This is a genomic window from Eubacterium ruminantium (assembly GCF_900167085.1).
Lineage (GTDB): Bacteria > Bacillota > Clostridia > Lachnospirales > Lachnospiraceae > Eubacterium_Q > Eubacterium_Q ruminantium.
The window spans coordinates 102,112-118,463 of record NZ_FUXA01000006.1 but is presented as its reverse complement, the minus strand read 5'-3'; the positions used below and the strand labels follow the sequence as shown (position 1 = coordinate 118,463).

General features: G+C 35.2%; 11 protein-coding genes. 1 reads left to right on the top strand and 10 read right to left on the bottom strand.

What is annotated here, in order from left to right:
• Positions 1-5: 5 nt before the first annotated feature.
• From B5D25_RS04760 to B5D25_RS04730, 7 genes are all read right to left on the bottom strand, one after another.
• On the bottom strand, positions 6-365 hold the full coding sequence (locus tag B5D25_RS04760; RefSeq protein WP_078786809.1) for an Asp23/Gls24 family envelope stress response protein: 360 nt from the start codon (positions 363-365) through the stop codon (positions 6-8).
• 260 nt (positions 366-625) lie between these two features.
• Complete coding sequence (gene rpmB, locus B5D25_RS04755) at positions 626-811, bottom strand: 50S ribosomal protein L28 (RefSeq protein WP_078786808.1); 186 nt, start codon at positions 809-811, stop codon at positions 626-628.
• A 125-nt stretch (positions 812-936) separates the two neighbouring features.
• Entirely contained in the window at positions 937-1,359 is a 423-nt protein-coding gene (locus B5D25_RS04750) for a GerW family sporulation protein (RefSeq protein ID WP_078786807.1), read from the bottom strand.
• Positions 1,360-1,405: 46 nt separating this feature from the next.
• Positions 1,406-2,554 carry a hypothetical protein gene (locus tag B5D25_RS04745; RefSeq protein WP_078786806.1) on the bottom strand — a complete coding sequence of 383 codons (1,149 nt, stop codon included), beginning with the start codon at positions 2,552-2,554 and terminating at the stop codon, positions 1,406-1,408.
• 43 nt (positions 2,555-2,597) lie between these two features.
• A complete protein-coding gene (locus tag B5D25_RS04740; RefSeq protein ID WP_078786805.1) occupies positions 2,598-2,957 on the bottom strand; it encodes a hypothetical protein in 360 nt (119 codons plus the stop codon).
• Position 2,958: 1 nt separating this feature from the next.
• On the bottom strand, positions 2,959-4,356 hold the full coding sequence (locus tag B5D25_RS04735; protein WP_078786804.1) for a hypothetical protein: 1,398 nt from the start codon (positions 4,354-4,356) through the stop codon (positions 2,959-2,961).
• 18 nt (positions 4,357-4,374) lie between these two features.
• Positions 4,375-5,376, bottom strand: coding sequence for a hypothetical protein (locus tag B5D25_RS04730; protein WP_078786803.1), 1,002 nt, complete (start codon positions 5,374-5,376; stop codon positions 4,375-4,377).
• A 204-nt stretch (positions 5,377-5,580) separates the two neighbouring features.
• Between B5D25_RS04730 and B5D25_RS04725 the strand changes: the two genes are divergently transcribed.
• The gene (locus B5D25_RS04725; RefSeq protein ID WP_078786802.1) at positions 5,581-9,813 is read left to right on the top strand and encodes a 2-hydroxyacyl-CoA dehydratase; all 4,233 of its coding nucleotides are present in this window, start codon (positions 5,581-5,583) and stop codon (positions 9,811-9,813) included.
• A 66-nt stretch (positions 9,814-9,879) separates the two neighbouring features.
• Here the strand turns inward: B5D25_RS04725 and B5D25_RS04720 are convergent, their stop codons facing one another.
• From B5D25_RS04720 to B5D25_RS04710, 3 genes are read right to left on the bottom strand one after another with little or no spacing between them, the layout of a single operon-like run.
• Entirely contained in the window at positions 9,880-11,868 is a 1,989-nt protein-coding gene (locus B5D25_RS04720) for an LTA synthase family protein (RefSeq protein ID WP_078786801.1), read from the bottom strand.
• Between the two features lie 13 nt (positions 11,869-11,881).
• Positions 11,882-12,601 carry a hypothetical protein gene (locus B5D25_RS04715; protein WP_078786800.1) on the bottom strand — a complete coding sequence of 240 codons (720 nt, stop codon included), beginning with the start codon at positions 12,599-12,601 and terminating at the stop codon, positions 11,882-11,884.
• Between the two features lie 3 nt (positions 12,602-12,604).
• A complete protein-coding gene (locus B5D25_RS04710; protein WP_078786799.1) occupies positions 12,605-16,312 on the bottom strand; it encodes a J domain-containing protein in 3,708 nt (1,235 codons plus the stop codon).
• Positions 16,313-16,352: the final 40 nt, after the last annotated feature.

Sequence of the window (16,352 nt, the reverse complement as noted above, 5' to 3'; positions counted from 1 at the left end):
CCTCCTTAGTCGATGACACGAACTCCTTCGACAAAGACATTGATATTTCTTGTCTTCATCCCTGTAAGATCTTCGACACGGTATCTTACTGTTTTAATTAAATTTGAAACAACTGTTCTTATACTGACTCCATATGCAACAATGACATGAAAATCAATATCAAGAAGGCTGTTATCATCTATCTTTACATTAATGCCTTTTGTTACGCTTTCTCCTTTAAGAAGCTTAGCAAGGCCATCTCTCATACTTATTGTAGCCATACCTACAACACCGAAGCAGTCAAGTGCAGCCATGGCAGCGCATCTTGCGACAGCCTCTGTATCTACCATTATATCCCCAAGTTCATTTGAAATAATCCCATTCATAATAAGCCTCCTGTCTGTATGGTCATCACGACCATTTCTGACCACATTTAAATCAGCCTAATAGTTATAAATAAATTATACATAATATAACTTTTAAATCAAGTTAAGCATCCTTCCATAGCCTGTAAATACATGCCGATAATAAGCCTATTGCTTGTCATTTCAGTCAAATGCTATCTAAGAATATAATAACAATGAAAAAGCGACACCCGATATATAAACTCAGGTGTCGCTTTTCTAAAGTCTGAATGTAGGAAAGATTATGCTCTCTCTACCTTTCCAGAACGAAGGCAGGATGTGCAGACATATACTGTCTTATGAGAACCATCAACAACAGCCTTTACACGCTTGATGTTTGAGTTCCAAATCCTGTTTGATCTTCTATGAGAATGACTCACGTTGTTACCAAAATGAGTTCCTTTGTCACAAATAAAACACTTTGCCATCTATCCAGCACCTCCTAACATGGTATATTAGTCTCCTAAACAGACCCACAACGAGCATATATTATCAGAAATAACATATTAATGCAAGTCATTTTTTTGATTTTTTAATATTTAATGAAAAATATTTAGATATTGGTATCATCAAGACTGTCTATTGCTTCATCAACAGCCATTTCTTCTTCAGATTTACCTCTTCCGCTGAGGAATTTCTGTACTTTATCCACAACGCCCGGAACCATATCCATAACGCTCTGGAGTTTGTTGGTTTCGCCAATAGGAAGTATTCTCACATAATCTCCCTGAATTACAAGAACAGCTGATGGAGAAAGCTTTCCACCCATTCCTCCTGCAGCACTGTTTCCACCCTTAGCCGGTGAAGATGCACCTGCACCCACACTGAAATTAACATCCATAAGCGGAATGATTGTTGTATCTCCTATCTTCTGAGGCTGTCCCATAACAGTCTTAGCTGTAAGAAATGCATTCATTCCGTCAAAAAGGGAATTAACCGTACTATTAAAATCACTATTTTTTCTTCCGTCTGCCATTTATATGTCCTCCTGATAAAAATCAAATTTGATCATAAATACTTCATCATATTTTCTTTGCAAGATTACGGGTTCTCTTGAAATCTTTGCTGAGAACCAGGAATAATGCAGGAATCGCCATACTACCTATAAAAATCCTTCCTTTAAACCATAAATCCGCTTCAATCTTCTTCTCATAAAACTCCGGAGTGATGTGAAGCCATTTATGATATAAAGGATAAAACATACAAACTTTTCCAAGCATAGCTCCGGTCTTCTCAGGTGTCTTAAGTCCAAAAAGAACATTCGCATTTCCTTTTCTTGGTAAAAGGTTTTTAAATACCTTTTTAAGCAACTTCTTGCCCCTTGCAATGGTATTCTTGGTATATGGTTTATCAAGAAATTCAATAAAATGATCTTTCTTACGTATCAGTGTATCTTTTTTATCTAATACTTTATCCTTCGTTCCGGATATCTTTTCAAGTATCTTTAACGCCTTTAAGCGAAGCTTTTCAATAATACCGACTTTTTCTTTTTCACTGTCTTCATCTGCAGTTTTATTTACATCTTCATCTGCAGTTTTGCCAGAATTTTCATCTGCGGTCTTATCTTCCTCCGGGGTTTCATCGCCTGTTCCGAAAATTCTATCAATTTCTTTATTGATGTCCGATTCTCCATCAATATCAAATGATTCATTTCCGTTTATACTGTCGGCCTTACCACCGGTTTCGCCAACCCTAACATTACCGTTTATTCCGGTTGTATCAGCAGCTCCGGTATTGTTTTTCAACCCGTTCACCGGGCTATTCACCAAATCATTTTCCAAGTCACTCATTTGACTATTTCCGGTCTCGGTTCTTTCATCAGGTGCTTTGCCGGTTCCTGATTTCTTATTCTTTTTTTCTTTTTTTGGCTTTACCTTATGTTTATCCTCAGTATCATCATGCCCCATCAGCCTTATCTTCTTGATTGAGATGCCAAATACTTTAAGTTTAGCTATACCATCCATACCATCATCAGTCTTTTTGATATTTCCGGTAGCGCTGGCAAACAGCCATCCAACTTTAACTCTTCCACCAATTTTATCTCCGTATTCTCCGCTGACCTTATATGTTACGGGGACAAATAACACGAGTAAAATAATTAATAGAAGCAGCCCCACAATCGATGCAAGCACAATTCCAAGGATTTTAAGAATAGTAAGAAATATTCCCATAAAACCCTCTCTATATTTAATTTTCTAATCTTTCCACATAATATTATCTTTTTTCAAATTTTCTCTTTTTAAGAGGTGAAAGCGTAAAGCAGTTTCTGATAAATTCCGGAATATCAAGACCTCCGGACTTTTTCAGACAATCCTCTGTTATATCACGAAGAAGCATATTTGCTGATTTTTTCTTATTTGTAATACCAACAATTATAATTTCCTTATCCCTCTCCTTAAAGATTGGCTGAATAAGCATATTATAATTATAAACTTCCAGAAGAGCCTCTTTGGAAAGCGGCATAGTAATAAGATATAAGCTTTTGACAGGCTTATATTTTGAAACCGCTTTGATCATTTTTTTGATTTTCTTTTCCTCTTCCAAGTCTGTATAGACATTACTGATAATCTGCATTTTATTCACCAAGAATTATATTATTGATAGCATTCACAGAAGCAGCAACTTCTCTTTCATCCGAACATCTGTCCAGAGCATATACAAAGTATTCTCTAATCTCTTCTTTATTATTGAAAAATACAGGTATAACGGATAGGATTTTCGCCATAACACTTCTTCTGAGACTGACTGATAATTCATCAAATCTTTTTCTGAAGCCTTCTTCAAGATCAGCCTTGATCTTATCTATAAATTCCTCATCAGCAGCATCACTGACAATCCTGATCTCTTTATCAAGGTCCATAAAGTAACTTGTAGAAGTAAGCTTATCAGCCTTTAAAAGTCTTTCATAAACATTTTCAAGACCTGCTTCTTCAATGGCTTCGCCGTATTCTGTCTTATAATCAAAAAGGTTACTGCTTATATTTGCAAGTACCTCATATGATTCTTCCTGAGCACCTTCAAGATTTGAAAAAAGCGAATCAAACTCAGCTGAAGCTTCATAAATATCATCTGCTTCAATTGTTGATCTCAGTATCTTTACAGCTGTTTCATACTTATCGTCAAATAAAGTTTTATCAGCGCTGTTAATTGTGAAAAGTGTTACCAAAGAATCATTTATAACTTCGATGATAAGAAGATAATCTGTTACATATTCATCGATTATTTCAGTTACTTCTTCAATATCAGCCGATAATTCATCATAAATGCCGGCATCAATATTCTTATAATCAACTTCTGATAACTTCTTATATTTTTCAAATAATTCAGGATAAAGTTTCTCGAAACCATCCGGTTTCTCGATAAGTGCAGCTGTTCTGAGCATTTCAGCGAAATCATTTACAGCTTCCTTCTCTCCGCCCTTATAAATATTAAGGGTATTATTTATAATATCAAAAAATCTTTCCTTAGTCATTCTGACCGGAAGCTCTGCGATAAGGCTCTGTATCTTTGAATTGATAACAAGTTTATCATTGTCCTGGAATACGTAATTATACATATTGTCAGCGATAGTTTCCTTATCAAGCTCTGAATTTGCTATACTTGGATCTTTTCTAAGAACAGCATATTCAAATATAGACATTGCATCTGTAAAAGAAGTAAGCACTTTCATCTTGCGAGTAACATCATCTCTAAGCTTTAAAAGTAATACTATATCTTCCTCATCAGCTTTATTATTCTTAAGAGTTTTATCAAGGCTTTCAGATACTGCTTTAAAATAATCTTCTGTCTCTTTCTTCTTCTGACCGTCACGACCTTCAGCCATTTCAATCATTGTAAAATAATTCATAGAGAGCTTGATCACAGCATATTTTGTAAATGATGCTGAAAGTATCTCGGAATATCTCTTAATATTTCCCGCAATATCTCTTCCTGCTTTAATATCTTTAACTATATTTCTTACTTCATTTTTCATTTATCTGATTTCCTAACTTTATTTTTTATGTTCATGTGTGAAAATGTGATCGGAACAATATTCATAATTTCCGTTACATTTTGAACAGAATCTGAACTCAAGATTCTCATCATCTTTTTCAGTTCTGCCGCATATACAGCATTTATGTATAGGTCCGCCTGAAGAACTACGTCCGCCATATTGTTCAAGCTTTATAACCTTATGCAGATTCGGATCTGCTTTTTTATTATCTTTTTTAACATCAGGTCTCGGCCTCTGAACATTTCTCTCATTCATCTTGTAGCCCATATTGATCTTATGTCGATATGATGCTGCTCTTTTTTTCTGGAGAACACTACTTACAACCTTCTTTCTTCTGTTGACCCATAAGAAAACGAAGAAGTTCATAACTGCAGCAACAATAATGATCCTGCCGTAAATACTTTTATCTTTAACGAATAAATATATAAGGTAAATAAAGTCAAAATATCCGAGCCATTTTACCTTTAACGGAATAAACATATATAGGTTAACGTATTCCTCGCCGAAAATAACAGCAAAAGCAAGGAATAAACTTAAAGTTGTATAATAATTTATCTTTATACACTCTGTTGAACTATATATTATATCATTGAATGCTTCCATCATGTCCGGAGTTGTCCATTTTAACTTGATGAACCCTGTCAATACAACAGCAACATCAATTAAAACAACACTGCTGAGCACATAGAGGTTGAACATGCCGGTTCCCCATACAAGTTCCAATTTTTTTGAAACATAGTAATAGAAAAAAAGCATGATAGGTATAAATATGATTTCAATTGCATATTCCGGAACCATCGGCACGGTAAATACCCATGTCAAAAGTCTCCAATACTCATTATATTCAACGACATGATATGGACTTAATATTAGCTTTGCATAAAAATCAGGTGATAAATAATAAAAAAAATACCCGAAAAGAAAAAAACTCACAATTATGATAGGAAGATTCTTTATCGAATATTTATCAAGCTTAGATCCAAAATTTTTCTTACTCACTGAATTACCTCTTTCCTCACTCACTAATAAAATTCATTTTACTTTAAATTTCCATTAAAGTAAACCTTAAAAAAGAAAAATAAGTAACATCACAGCTACTTTTATTTGCTTTTTATTGAATTAAAAATGATTTTACATTATAATAAGAAATACTGCGTTATAGATATGTAAAAAATATAAGGAGAGCGGATTTCGCTGAGTAGTATGAAACATTTAGGAATAGATATCGGATCAACAACAGTAAAAATTGCAATAATAGATGAAGAACACAAAATCTTATATTCCGAATATAAGAGACATTTCGCCAGAATAAAAGAAACGCTTAAGGAACTTCTGCAAAATGCCATCGGTTCCATCGGTGACTGTGAAGTCGCACCGGATATTACAGGTTCCGGCGGACTTGCCCTTGCAAAAGTTATAGGTGTTCCTTTCGAGCAGGAAGTAGTATGCGTATCTTCTGCTCTTTCTGACTATGCACCACAAACCGATGTAGCTATAGAGCTTGGTGGTGAGGATGCCAAGATCATTTATTTCAGTGAAAATGGCATTGAGCAGAGAATGAACAGTGTATGTGCCGGTGGTACAGGTTCATTTATTGACCAGATGGCATCTCTTCTTATGACTGATGCATCAGGTCTTAATGAATACGCAAAGACATATGATACTGTTTATCCTATTGCTGCGCGTTGCGGTGTTTTCGCAAAGACCGATATACAGCCTCTTATAAATGAAGGTGCAACAAAGGAAAACCTTTCGGTATCAATCTTCCAGGCTGTTGTAAACCAGACTATTTCCGGTCTTGCATGCGGTAAGCCTATCAGAGGTCATGTTGCATTCCTCGGCGGACCACTTCATTTCCTTGATCAGTTAAAAGAATGTTTCATAAGAACACTTAAACTCGATGATGAACATATAATCGCACCACCTCACTCTCATCTTTTTGCTGCAGTAGGTGCTGCTATTCATTCAGATGACAATATCACCATCAGCCTTTCAGATCTTTCAGGCAAATTAAATGACGGCCTTAAGATTGAAGCTGAATCCGCTCGTATTGAGCCTTTATTCCAGGATAAGGAAGTCTATAACGATTTCGTTGAGAGACAAAAGGATTTCCACGTAAGACGCGGTGATCTTTCTACATACAAGGGAAATGTATTCCTTGGAATCGATGCCGGTTCTACTACAACCAAGCTTGCTCTTTTAGGTGAAAACGGCGAACTTCTCTATGATTTCTACAGCAACAATAACGGAAGTCCGGTAAAGACAACTGTCAGAGCTTTGTCTGAAATATATGAGAAATTACCTAAAGACGCTCATATTGCAGGTTCATGCTCCACAGGTTACGGTGAAGCACTTCTCAAATCTGCATTTAATCTTGATTACGGTGAAGTAGAAACCATAGCTCATTATACTGCAGCGGCATTCTTCAATCCAGAAGTTGATACCATCCTTGATATCGGTGGTCAGGACATGAAATGTATCAAGATCAGAAATGGTGTCGTTGATAATGTACTTTTAAATGAATCATGCTCTTCAGGATGCGGATCATTTATTGAAACATTTGCAAAATCTCTCGGATATGAAGTACGTGACTTCGCAAAGATCGCTCTTTTTGCCGAAGCACCTATAGATCTTGGTTCAAGATGTACGGTATTTATGAATTCAAAAGTTAAGCAGGCCCAGAAGGAAGGCGCTTCTGTTGAAGATATTTCCGCAGGTCTTGCTTACTCGGTTATCAAAAACGCTTTACTGAAAGTTATTAAGCTTACAGATCCAAAGCAGCTCGGAAAACACATCGTTGTACAGGGCGGAACCTTCTACAATGATGCTGTACTTAGAGCATTCGAGATAGTTTCCGGAAGAACTGCCATAAGACCTGACATCGCAGGTATCATGGGAGCATTCGGTGCTGCTCTTATCGCAAGAGATAATTATACAGAAGGTTTCACATCCAATACTCTTCCTTATGAAGAAGTTAAGTCACTTACATATGAAACACAGATGACTCACTGCAGAGGATGTACCAACAGCTGTCTTCTTACCATCAACAAATTCCCCGGCGGAAGACGTTTCATCACAGGAAACAGATGTGAAAAAGGCCTCGGTCAGACTAAGAATGCCGAGAATATGCCAAACCTTTACGAATATAAATATAATAGAATATTCAACTACGAACCTCTTCCTAAGGACAAAGCAAGAAGAGGTCAGATTGGTGTACCTAGAGTTCTTAATATGTATGAAAATTATCCATTCTGGTTCACTTTCCTTACAGAGCTTAAGTACAGCGTTGTACTTTCGCCTAAATCATCAAAGTCTATTTACCAGATGGGTATCGAGTCCATTCCAAGTGATACAGAATGCTATCCTGCCAAAATAAGTCACGGACATGTTATGTGGCTCATTGAAAATGGACTTAGACAAATATTCTATCCTTGTGTTCCTTATGAAATGAATGAAACACCTAAGGCAAATAATCATTATAACTGCCCTATCGTTACTTCATATTCTGAAAATATCAAGAATAATATGGAGGAAATCGACACAAATAATATCACTTATATCCGTCCTTTCCTTGCTCTTGATAATCCTAAGGCACTTAAGGCTAGAATGTTCAGAGAATTTTCTAAATATACTGATGTTACTAAGGAAGAAATCAGCAATGCTATAGATAAAGCATATGAAGAATCTGCAAGAGTTAAGGCTGATGTTAGAAAGAAGGGTGAGGAAACACTTAAATTCCTCAAAGAAACAGGTAAGCTCGGTATCGTTCTTGCAGGACGTCCATATCATGTTGATCCTGAAATCAACCATGGTATCCCTGAACTTATCAATTCATATGGTGTAGCCGTTCTTTCAGAAGACTCAATCTCACACCTTGCTGATGTTGAAAGACCACTTATTGTTTCGGATCAGTGGATGTATCATTCAAGACTTTATAAAGCTGCTAACTATGTTAAGACCAACGAAAACCTTGAGCTTATCCAGCTCTTCTCATTCGGCTGCGGTCTTGATGCCGTTACAACAGACTGTGTAAATGATATTTTATCAAAATCAAATAAGATATATACCGTACTTAAGATAGATGAAGTAAGTAACCTTGGTGCTGCAAGGATCAGAATCCGTTCTCTCCTTTCTGCAGTTAAGGCCAGAAAGAAACTCAATCTTAAGAGTACTCCGGTATCCACAAGAGTTCACAGAGTGGAATTTACTAAGGAGATGCAGAAAGAATATACTGTACTCGCTCCTCAGATGTCACCAATTCATTTCTCTATGCTTTCAGCAGGACTTGCCAAGATGAATATCAAAGTCGAGGTTCTTCCTGATGCAGAGAAGGAAACAGTTAATACAGGACTTAAATATGTAAATAATGATGCATGCTACCCTTCTATCATAGTTGTTGGTCAGATCATGCAGGCTATTGAATCAGGTAAATATGATGTAAATAAGCTGGCTGTAGCCATCACCCAGACCGGTGGAGGTTGTCGTGCCACTAACTATATCGGTTTTATACGTCGAGCTCTTGAGAAGGCAGGTTACGGACAGATACCTGTTATCTCAGTAAGTGCGCAGGGTCTTGAGAAAAACTCAGGTTTCAAGATCAATCTCGAAGGACTTAAATGTTCTATGCATGCGATTCTTTATGGTGACCTTTTCATGCGTGTACTTTACAGGACCCGTCCTTATGAGAAAGTTCCGGGATCTGCCAATAAATTACATAAAAAATGGGAAAAGATCTGTATCAGAGACATCGAACGCGGTTCAAAGAACTTCAAAAAGATTGTTCGTGATATCGTCAGAGAATTCGATGAACTCCCAATCGATGAGACGATCAGAAAACCAAGAGTTGGTATTGTAGGCGAGATTCTTGTTAAGTTCCTCCCTTCTGCCAATAATCATCTTGTAGATCTTCTTGAGCAGGAAGGTGCCGAGGCTGTAATGCCTGACCTTCTCGATTTCGTTCTTTATAGTTTCTATAATTCAAACTACAAGCATGAATTTCTCGGAAAATCATACAAGTCAAAGATTCTTTCAAATGCAGGTATCAAACTCCTTGAAAGTTTCAGAAAGCCAATGAGGGAAGCCCTTGAAAAGAGTAAGCGATTCGAAGCTCCAAAGAGAATTGAAGTTATCGCTGATTATGCACGTCCTGTTGTTTCAATCGGAAATGAAACAGGTGAAGGTTGGTTCCTTACGGGTGAGATGATCGAACTTATAAAAAGTGATGCTCCAAATATTGTTTGTGCACAGCCTTTTGCATGTCTTCCTAACCACATTATCGGTAAGGGAGTTATCAAGAAGCTCCGTGCTAAATATCCTGAGTCAAATATCGTTGCTATCGACTTCGATCCTGGTGCATCTGAAGTTAATCAGATCAACCGTATCAAACTTATGCTTGCATCAGCTAAGAAGAATCTTGAGAAAAAGAATACAAAATAGATTAGCAAATAATAACATAAAGAAAACGCATATCATTTTCGTGATATGCGTTTTCTTTATAGACCATTAAGGTTCTATATCATTTATTTCCTTCATCTTAGCGATGAATTTTTCTTTATTGTCTTTGCGGGAGAAGAATTTATTGGTGAATATCTGGTCACAGTATTCCAGCTTCTCTATCAAAAAATCTCCTCTTTCCACAAAATCATCCCAGTCCTTATCCGTAACATCAGATGCCCTATATAAAGGTCTGGACAAACTCTTGGCAACTATACCATCATCAACAAAGAAGTTATAGGCTCTTGAATATATGACCGACTCTTCCTTTGAGAATACCGAATGACCATAGTAAAGATTGCTGAAATATCTTATACCAAGAAGGTCCATGATAGTCGGTGCAATATCCGAAGTACATGTATATTTGTCTATAACTCTATGTCCAACCTTCTTATCATAGATCATAAACGGCACTCTGTAGAGGTCACTGTAATTCATGGATGTATCATAATCATAAATATCTTTAACATAATTACTGAGCCACTGATAATAACAGTTATGATCACCAAAGAGTACAACTGTTGTATTATCAAGGATACCCTTATTATCAAGATCTTCCATCATAATACCAAGAGACTTATCAAAATCCATTACGGTTGTAAGATAATCAATAAGTATGGCATCTTCTTCAGAAATAGATTTTTTACCCAGCATGGCTAAAAGCTTTTTCTTATTGTCCGCAAGATTTTCTCTCTCATAATACATTCCATGCATTGTTATGGAAGTAATATAAGTGAAGAATCTCTTATCTTTTGGAAACATCTTGTCTTTACAAAGCTCGATCATTTCCGAATCAAGATTTCTCTCGCCTTCACTCATATAATCATGCATGATCTCTTTATCAAGATTTTTATCCTTCATCTTCTGCTCATTCATTTTATACATCTCTTCTGAGCTGCAGAATTCGGAAAATCCATATGAAATATGTGCTTTATCTCTGTTATAGAACTCCTTCTTACCGTTATGGAATGAAGAAATCTTTATATCATCGCCATAAAACTGATTAAGAATATTCGGGATAGTCTCCGGAATTTCCTCTTCGTAATAATCATAATTGATATATCCTGTCGTCGGATAACTTCCCAGTATGCTCATGGTTTCCGATATATCTGTTTTTTCCTTTGAATGAAAGTCTGTCATTACTATACTTTCATTGTAGAACATTGTAAGGTTCGGGAAAAGTTCAGCATACTGCTCGTCCGTAAGAGGAAGCGCATTCGGAAGATATTCATTTTTCATAAATCCGAACCATTCAAGTGACTCAACCAGGATCACAACAACATTATTATCCTTTGAAATACCATATTCATACGATGCATCAGATATTTCAGAATAAATAAAATCCTCAACTTCACTGTCAGACAGATTATCCTTTTCTGTAAATATAAGTCCGCCGGCAAATTCATTTACAAGATTACCGGTTATACCATATGCATTATAAACCGAATTATCTGTAGAATATCTAAGATTTTCATACTTACCGGCCCGTGTCTTATTAAGGTGATATAAAGATACTGTTAGTAAAGAAATACCCACTACAGTTACAATACCACCGAAAAGCATTCTCTTTTTCCTACTGAACAACTTATATTCATTTCTTCTGTAACGTCTGAAATTGACAACCACATATATAGTACAGAAAAAGAATGCGGTATAGAACATCACAAAATTCATAGGAATATTTTCAAGTATTCCGAAAGCATCATTCCTAAGATTTAACATTCCGAAATCAAAATACTGACCGGCCATATCAAAAAGCACAACCATTATCATGCATAAAAGTGATTGTATAATCAAGAAAACAAGCCCTGTTATAATCTTCGCCTTTTCACTTTTGATACCGATCATTACGCCCGAGATGATCAAAAGAAGTCCGAACCCAATCCACGGATAACTGATGAAGGGACTTTTTTCAATAGAAAATACAGCTATCATTTCTATTATCATTGCAAAGACAAAATACATGATAACCGTAAGATTTGTTTTAAGAAATCTCATAACTCCTGCTCCATTAAAAAATGTATATGATTGTAGCAAGAAAGCCTGTTTTATGCAGATTTTTTCTTGTGAGAATATAAATCACACCAAAACATATATAGAACAAAAGATATGTCAAAGTAAATCCAACATTAAAATAAAGCACATCAAACAAGCCATACAGGAATATCATACTGAAGTAAATAAATATCCTTAAATATTTATTCTTGAAAATTCCGGAAATAAGATTTGCACCACGGCATACGCAAGGTATGAATGCACACCTTGCGATCCTGCCGACTAATTCTCCACCTCTGTTGAAGAAATCAAATCCTGTAAGCTTCTCACCAAAATCATAAAAAAGTTTGACCTTGAATCCAACCTGAAAACTCATAAGCGCAATCATACTTATAACTATCAATGATATAATGATCAGATTTTTATAACATATAAGTTCCTTTGCGTCATCGTATTCTCTGAATATTTTCTTCTTCTGAAGATGACCTCTTATAAAATATATAGCCACTATCGCACCGGACCATATCAACGCTTCGAATAATCCTTCCAAGAGTCCGCTAATGGTATCGTAATTCTTATATCCAAGTCGAACAGATAAAGGTCTAATAAATAAAGGTATTATTCCGATCATAAAAAGAGGAAGAAAAAAATGTAAAATCCCATCATAAAGGTCATATTTTATTCTTTGTTTATCATATCTGAAAAATACATTTTCTTTATTGTTTTTCTCTTTCATAAACTAGCCCAAAACTCTCAGACACTCACGAATTCCGGTTGCTCTCTCGGTATCGTTGCCTCCAAGTTCATTTCCGTTTCTAAAAAGTTCAAGAGCCTTCTCATAGTCACCGTCTAATTCCGCAACTAAAGCCAGTTTATCATTCTTATCTATACATGATGAATGTGGACAGTGATGACATCTCGGAGCCAGATCGATCATGTCTAAATATTTCCTGAATTCATCACGTTTGCCCATGTAGAAATAAATACCTGAAACAGCACATAATCTAAATGGAGTTAATCTTGTGAAATCAAGATATTTCTCAACAGAACCATACTGTTTTTCTATAGTTTTAAGCGCATTTTCAGAATACTTCTTCGCATTATCCACGTCATGTATAACAGTATAATTTCTGGCAAGTATCTCATTTGTTCTGAAAAGCTTATCGTAGAATTCTTTATCTTTATTTTCCTCGCACATAAATACTTTAAGGAACTGCTCGAAATACTTTATGCACTTTTCCGGATCTTTTTTTGTGAAAAGATAATAATAACCTATCTCCCACAAAGCGTTTCTTAAACTCTTTATATTTTCTTTAGCATTCTCATCAACCGATTTAAAAAGTCCTGCTTTCTCGGTATAAGCATCGAAATCTTTTTCTATCTCTGTAAGCTTATCATAATCATTTTTAAATAAGAATGACGATGCATATTTTCTTTCAGTCTCAAGAATATCAGCAAATCTATATACAGGTATATCAGGATTATCATTTATAGCCTTGATAACACTTACATCACTTTCAGATACATCTGTACCTGTAATCTCACGAAGTCCGCATATAAAAGCTTTTTCTCTGCATTCTATAGCTTCATCAAACATATTGGCATCATCATAATAGTCAGCTAAACTATCATAATAATATTCTTCATCAATATTGAATCTATCAATATATTCCTTGTAAATATCAGCAGCTTCTTTAAATCTTCTCTGAATAGAATAAAGCTTTGCAAGGTTACTGTATGCCACAAATCTACGAGCATTTGGATTATTAAATACTTCGATAGCTTTCTTCAAACTCTTCTCAGCTTCTTCGTAATTATCCATATTCATGCATATAATTCCCCTGGCATTATGTATAAATGGTGCCTCAGGGAAATCGACAACAGCTTTATCGGCAAATTCAAGACCTTTATCATACTTCATTCCGTCATAATAGATAAGCACGAGCTGAAGTGCATTATATTCTTCTTTCTCCAATTCATTGAGTCTTAAGGAAAGAGCCTCAGCTTTGTCATTATATTCATTCATCTCTTTATCAATATAGAGATAGTTATTATATAATCTTGCAAGCCAATAAAGACCGTCAAGATTATCCGGATCAATCTCTAAAGCCTTTTCAAATTCAGCTATAGCCTCATCTTCACGATCGTTTTTATTCAGATATTTACCAAATTCAACATATCCCTTCGCATAATTAGGAAATGCTTCATGAAGACTTGCATATGCACCATCGGCCTTGTCTTCATATTTCTCGCAGTAATCCACTTCGATCCAATGAATATTTATATTTTCTTCGCAATCCTGTTTTGCTCTTTCAACAAGATTCTTAATTCTCTTAACGAGCTCTTCCTTATCGACATCAGGTTTATTCATGCCTTCAAGGTCCATAAGTGCATAAACATATGCAATATAAAATTTATGTATCTCACTTATACCATCATATCCGTTATTAATCGCATCTTCGACTTTTTCAAATAAAGGAATTGCTTCTTCAATATTCTTGATCTGCTTATAATATCTCGCCTTATTAAGATCTATACGAATGTCATCAATATTATAATGCTCAAGATATTCAAAACTTTCTTCCATTCCCTTTGAATCATTATATGCAAGATAAACTTCCTGAGCATATAAATATGAGTCAATATAAGTTGGATCAGCTTCTCTAAGATAGTAATAATCATCTATGATAGTTCTTGCATTGAATATCTTATAAGCAGCAAACTGTCTGAAGCCACGAGCCATTAAGCTATAATCATAATTATCGACTCTGTCTACTTCACTTGACCAGAAATCAAATAATTCCTCAAATTCTTCTCTTTCATTTAAGATTGCATGATACAATCTCGCATATTCGTAGAAATCCTTAGGATGAGCATTCTTTAATGCCTTTTTGCAATTTTCCTTGGCACTTTCAGTATCCTCAATCATTGCATATAAATATGAAATGAGATAAAAACTGTAAGGAATCCTCTGAATATCTCTAATCTCTTCGATTGTGTATTTATTTATATCTTCCGGCTTCTCAAGGCCGTATTTATCTACAAGGATCTGATTCCATTTAATAAGATGAGGTAAAGAATTCTCATTATCCTGTCCTGTCATATTAAACCAGCCGATAAGATAATCATATTCAAAGATTGATTCAGGATCACCGTCTTTAATCTCACCTAAAATATTTTCAGCTTTGTCTCTTTCATCATTTCTCAAATATAACCATGCAAGACTGATCAAAGAACGGTTGCTGATAGTTTTATTATCATACTGCTCTTCAAGTTCTGCGATTCTTTCTCTGTCTATCTGTTTAAGGATTAAATTATAAGAATTATTATCCCTGATATAATTACATGAATATGAAAGATAATCCGAAGCTTTCTTCTTATCCCCCTGGAGATATAAGATAAGTCCACGCGCCGGATGTGTCTCTTCATTGAATTTCTCATCAAGTTTTTTAGAAATAAGCTCATCACATTTATTTAATTCTTCATCGGAAATACTTATATTCATATCCTTGTGAATATCAAGGATCATGAATCGAAGATACATAAATATAATATGACTTACAAAATAATCCGAATGCTTAACGCCCTTATTAACTATCTCGTCAAACTTCTTTTTGAGGATATTAAAGCATTCATCATATCTTTCTTTGTAATAAAGATATCTGGTCACAGCTATTACTTCAGCCGGATGATAATAATTCATTGAACGCAAATAAAGAATTTCACTTCCGAGGGCATCGATCAATTCCTCTCTTTGCTCTTTCTCTTCAGCGAGACTCTCATCATCAATCCTTCTATAGTAATTTGTCAGTTTCTTTACTTCAGAGATATAATTATCTATCTCATACTCAAAATTATCATTTGTTTCAAGCTCATAATCTGATTCAATCTTTACTTCTTCCGCTTCCTTATCGCATTCATTTCTCCCTTTAAGTATCTTCTCGGAGAAAATCACGCCATCATCAGCTTTAATATTATTGATCAGAAATAAAATATATGCAGGAGGAAACTTTTCTGATAAAGCCTCTTGATCTGCTGTTATCGAGAAAACTTCATCGAACTTCTTAAATATATTTGACGGAAATAAACAATGATCCATCACATATCCAAGAAATGCATTTCTGATATCGTCCTGCTGATCGAGCTCTGAAAAGATCTCATCAGAAAAAAGTTCGTTCCAATTTTGGATATCAACTCTCTTGTCAATATCCTGATAGATACTATCTACCTTTTCTATAATTTCAGCATAAGGCTGTTCCTGTTCCTCTTCTTCCCCTTCATTAACAGATCTTACAGCTTCGTCAAAAGCTTCTTTAAGTCTCATAAATCCTTCCTGATCATCTTCAGGATTAGTATTTAAAAGTTTTGATCTGTATGCTTCTTTAATAAGCTCAACGTCATCTGTTGGAGCTATACCCAAAATTTCCCAAATTTCGTTTTTTTGCATTCGATAATTACTCCTTATAAATAAAATACTTTTAACTTTC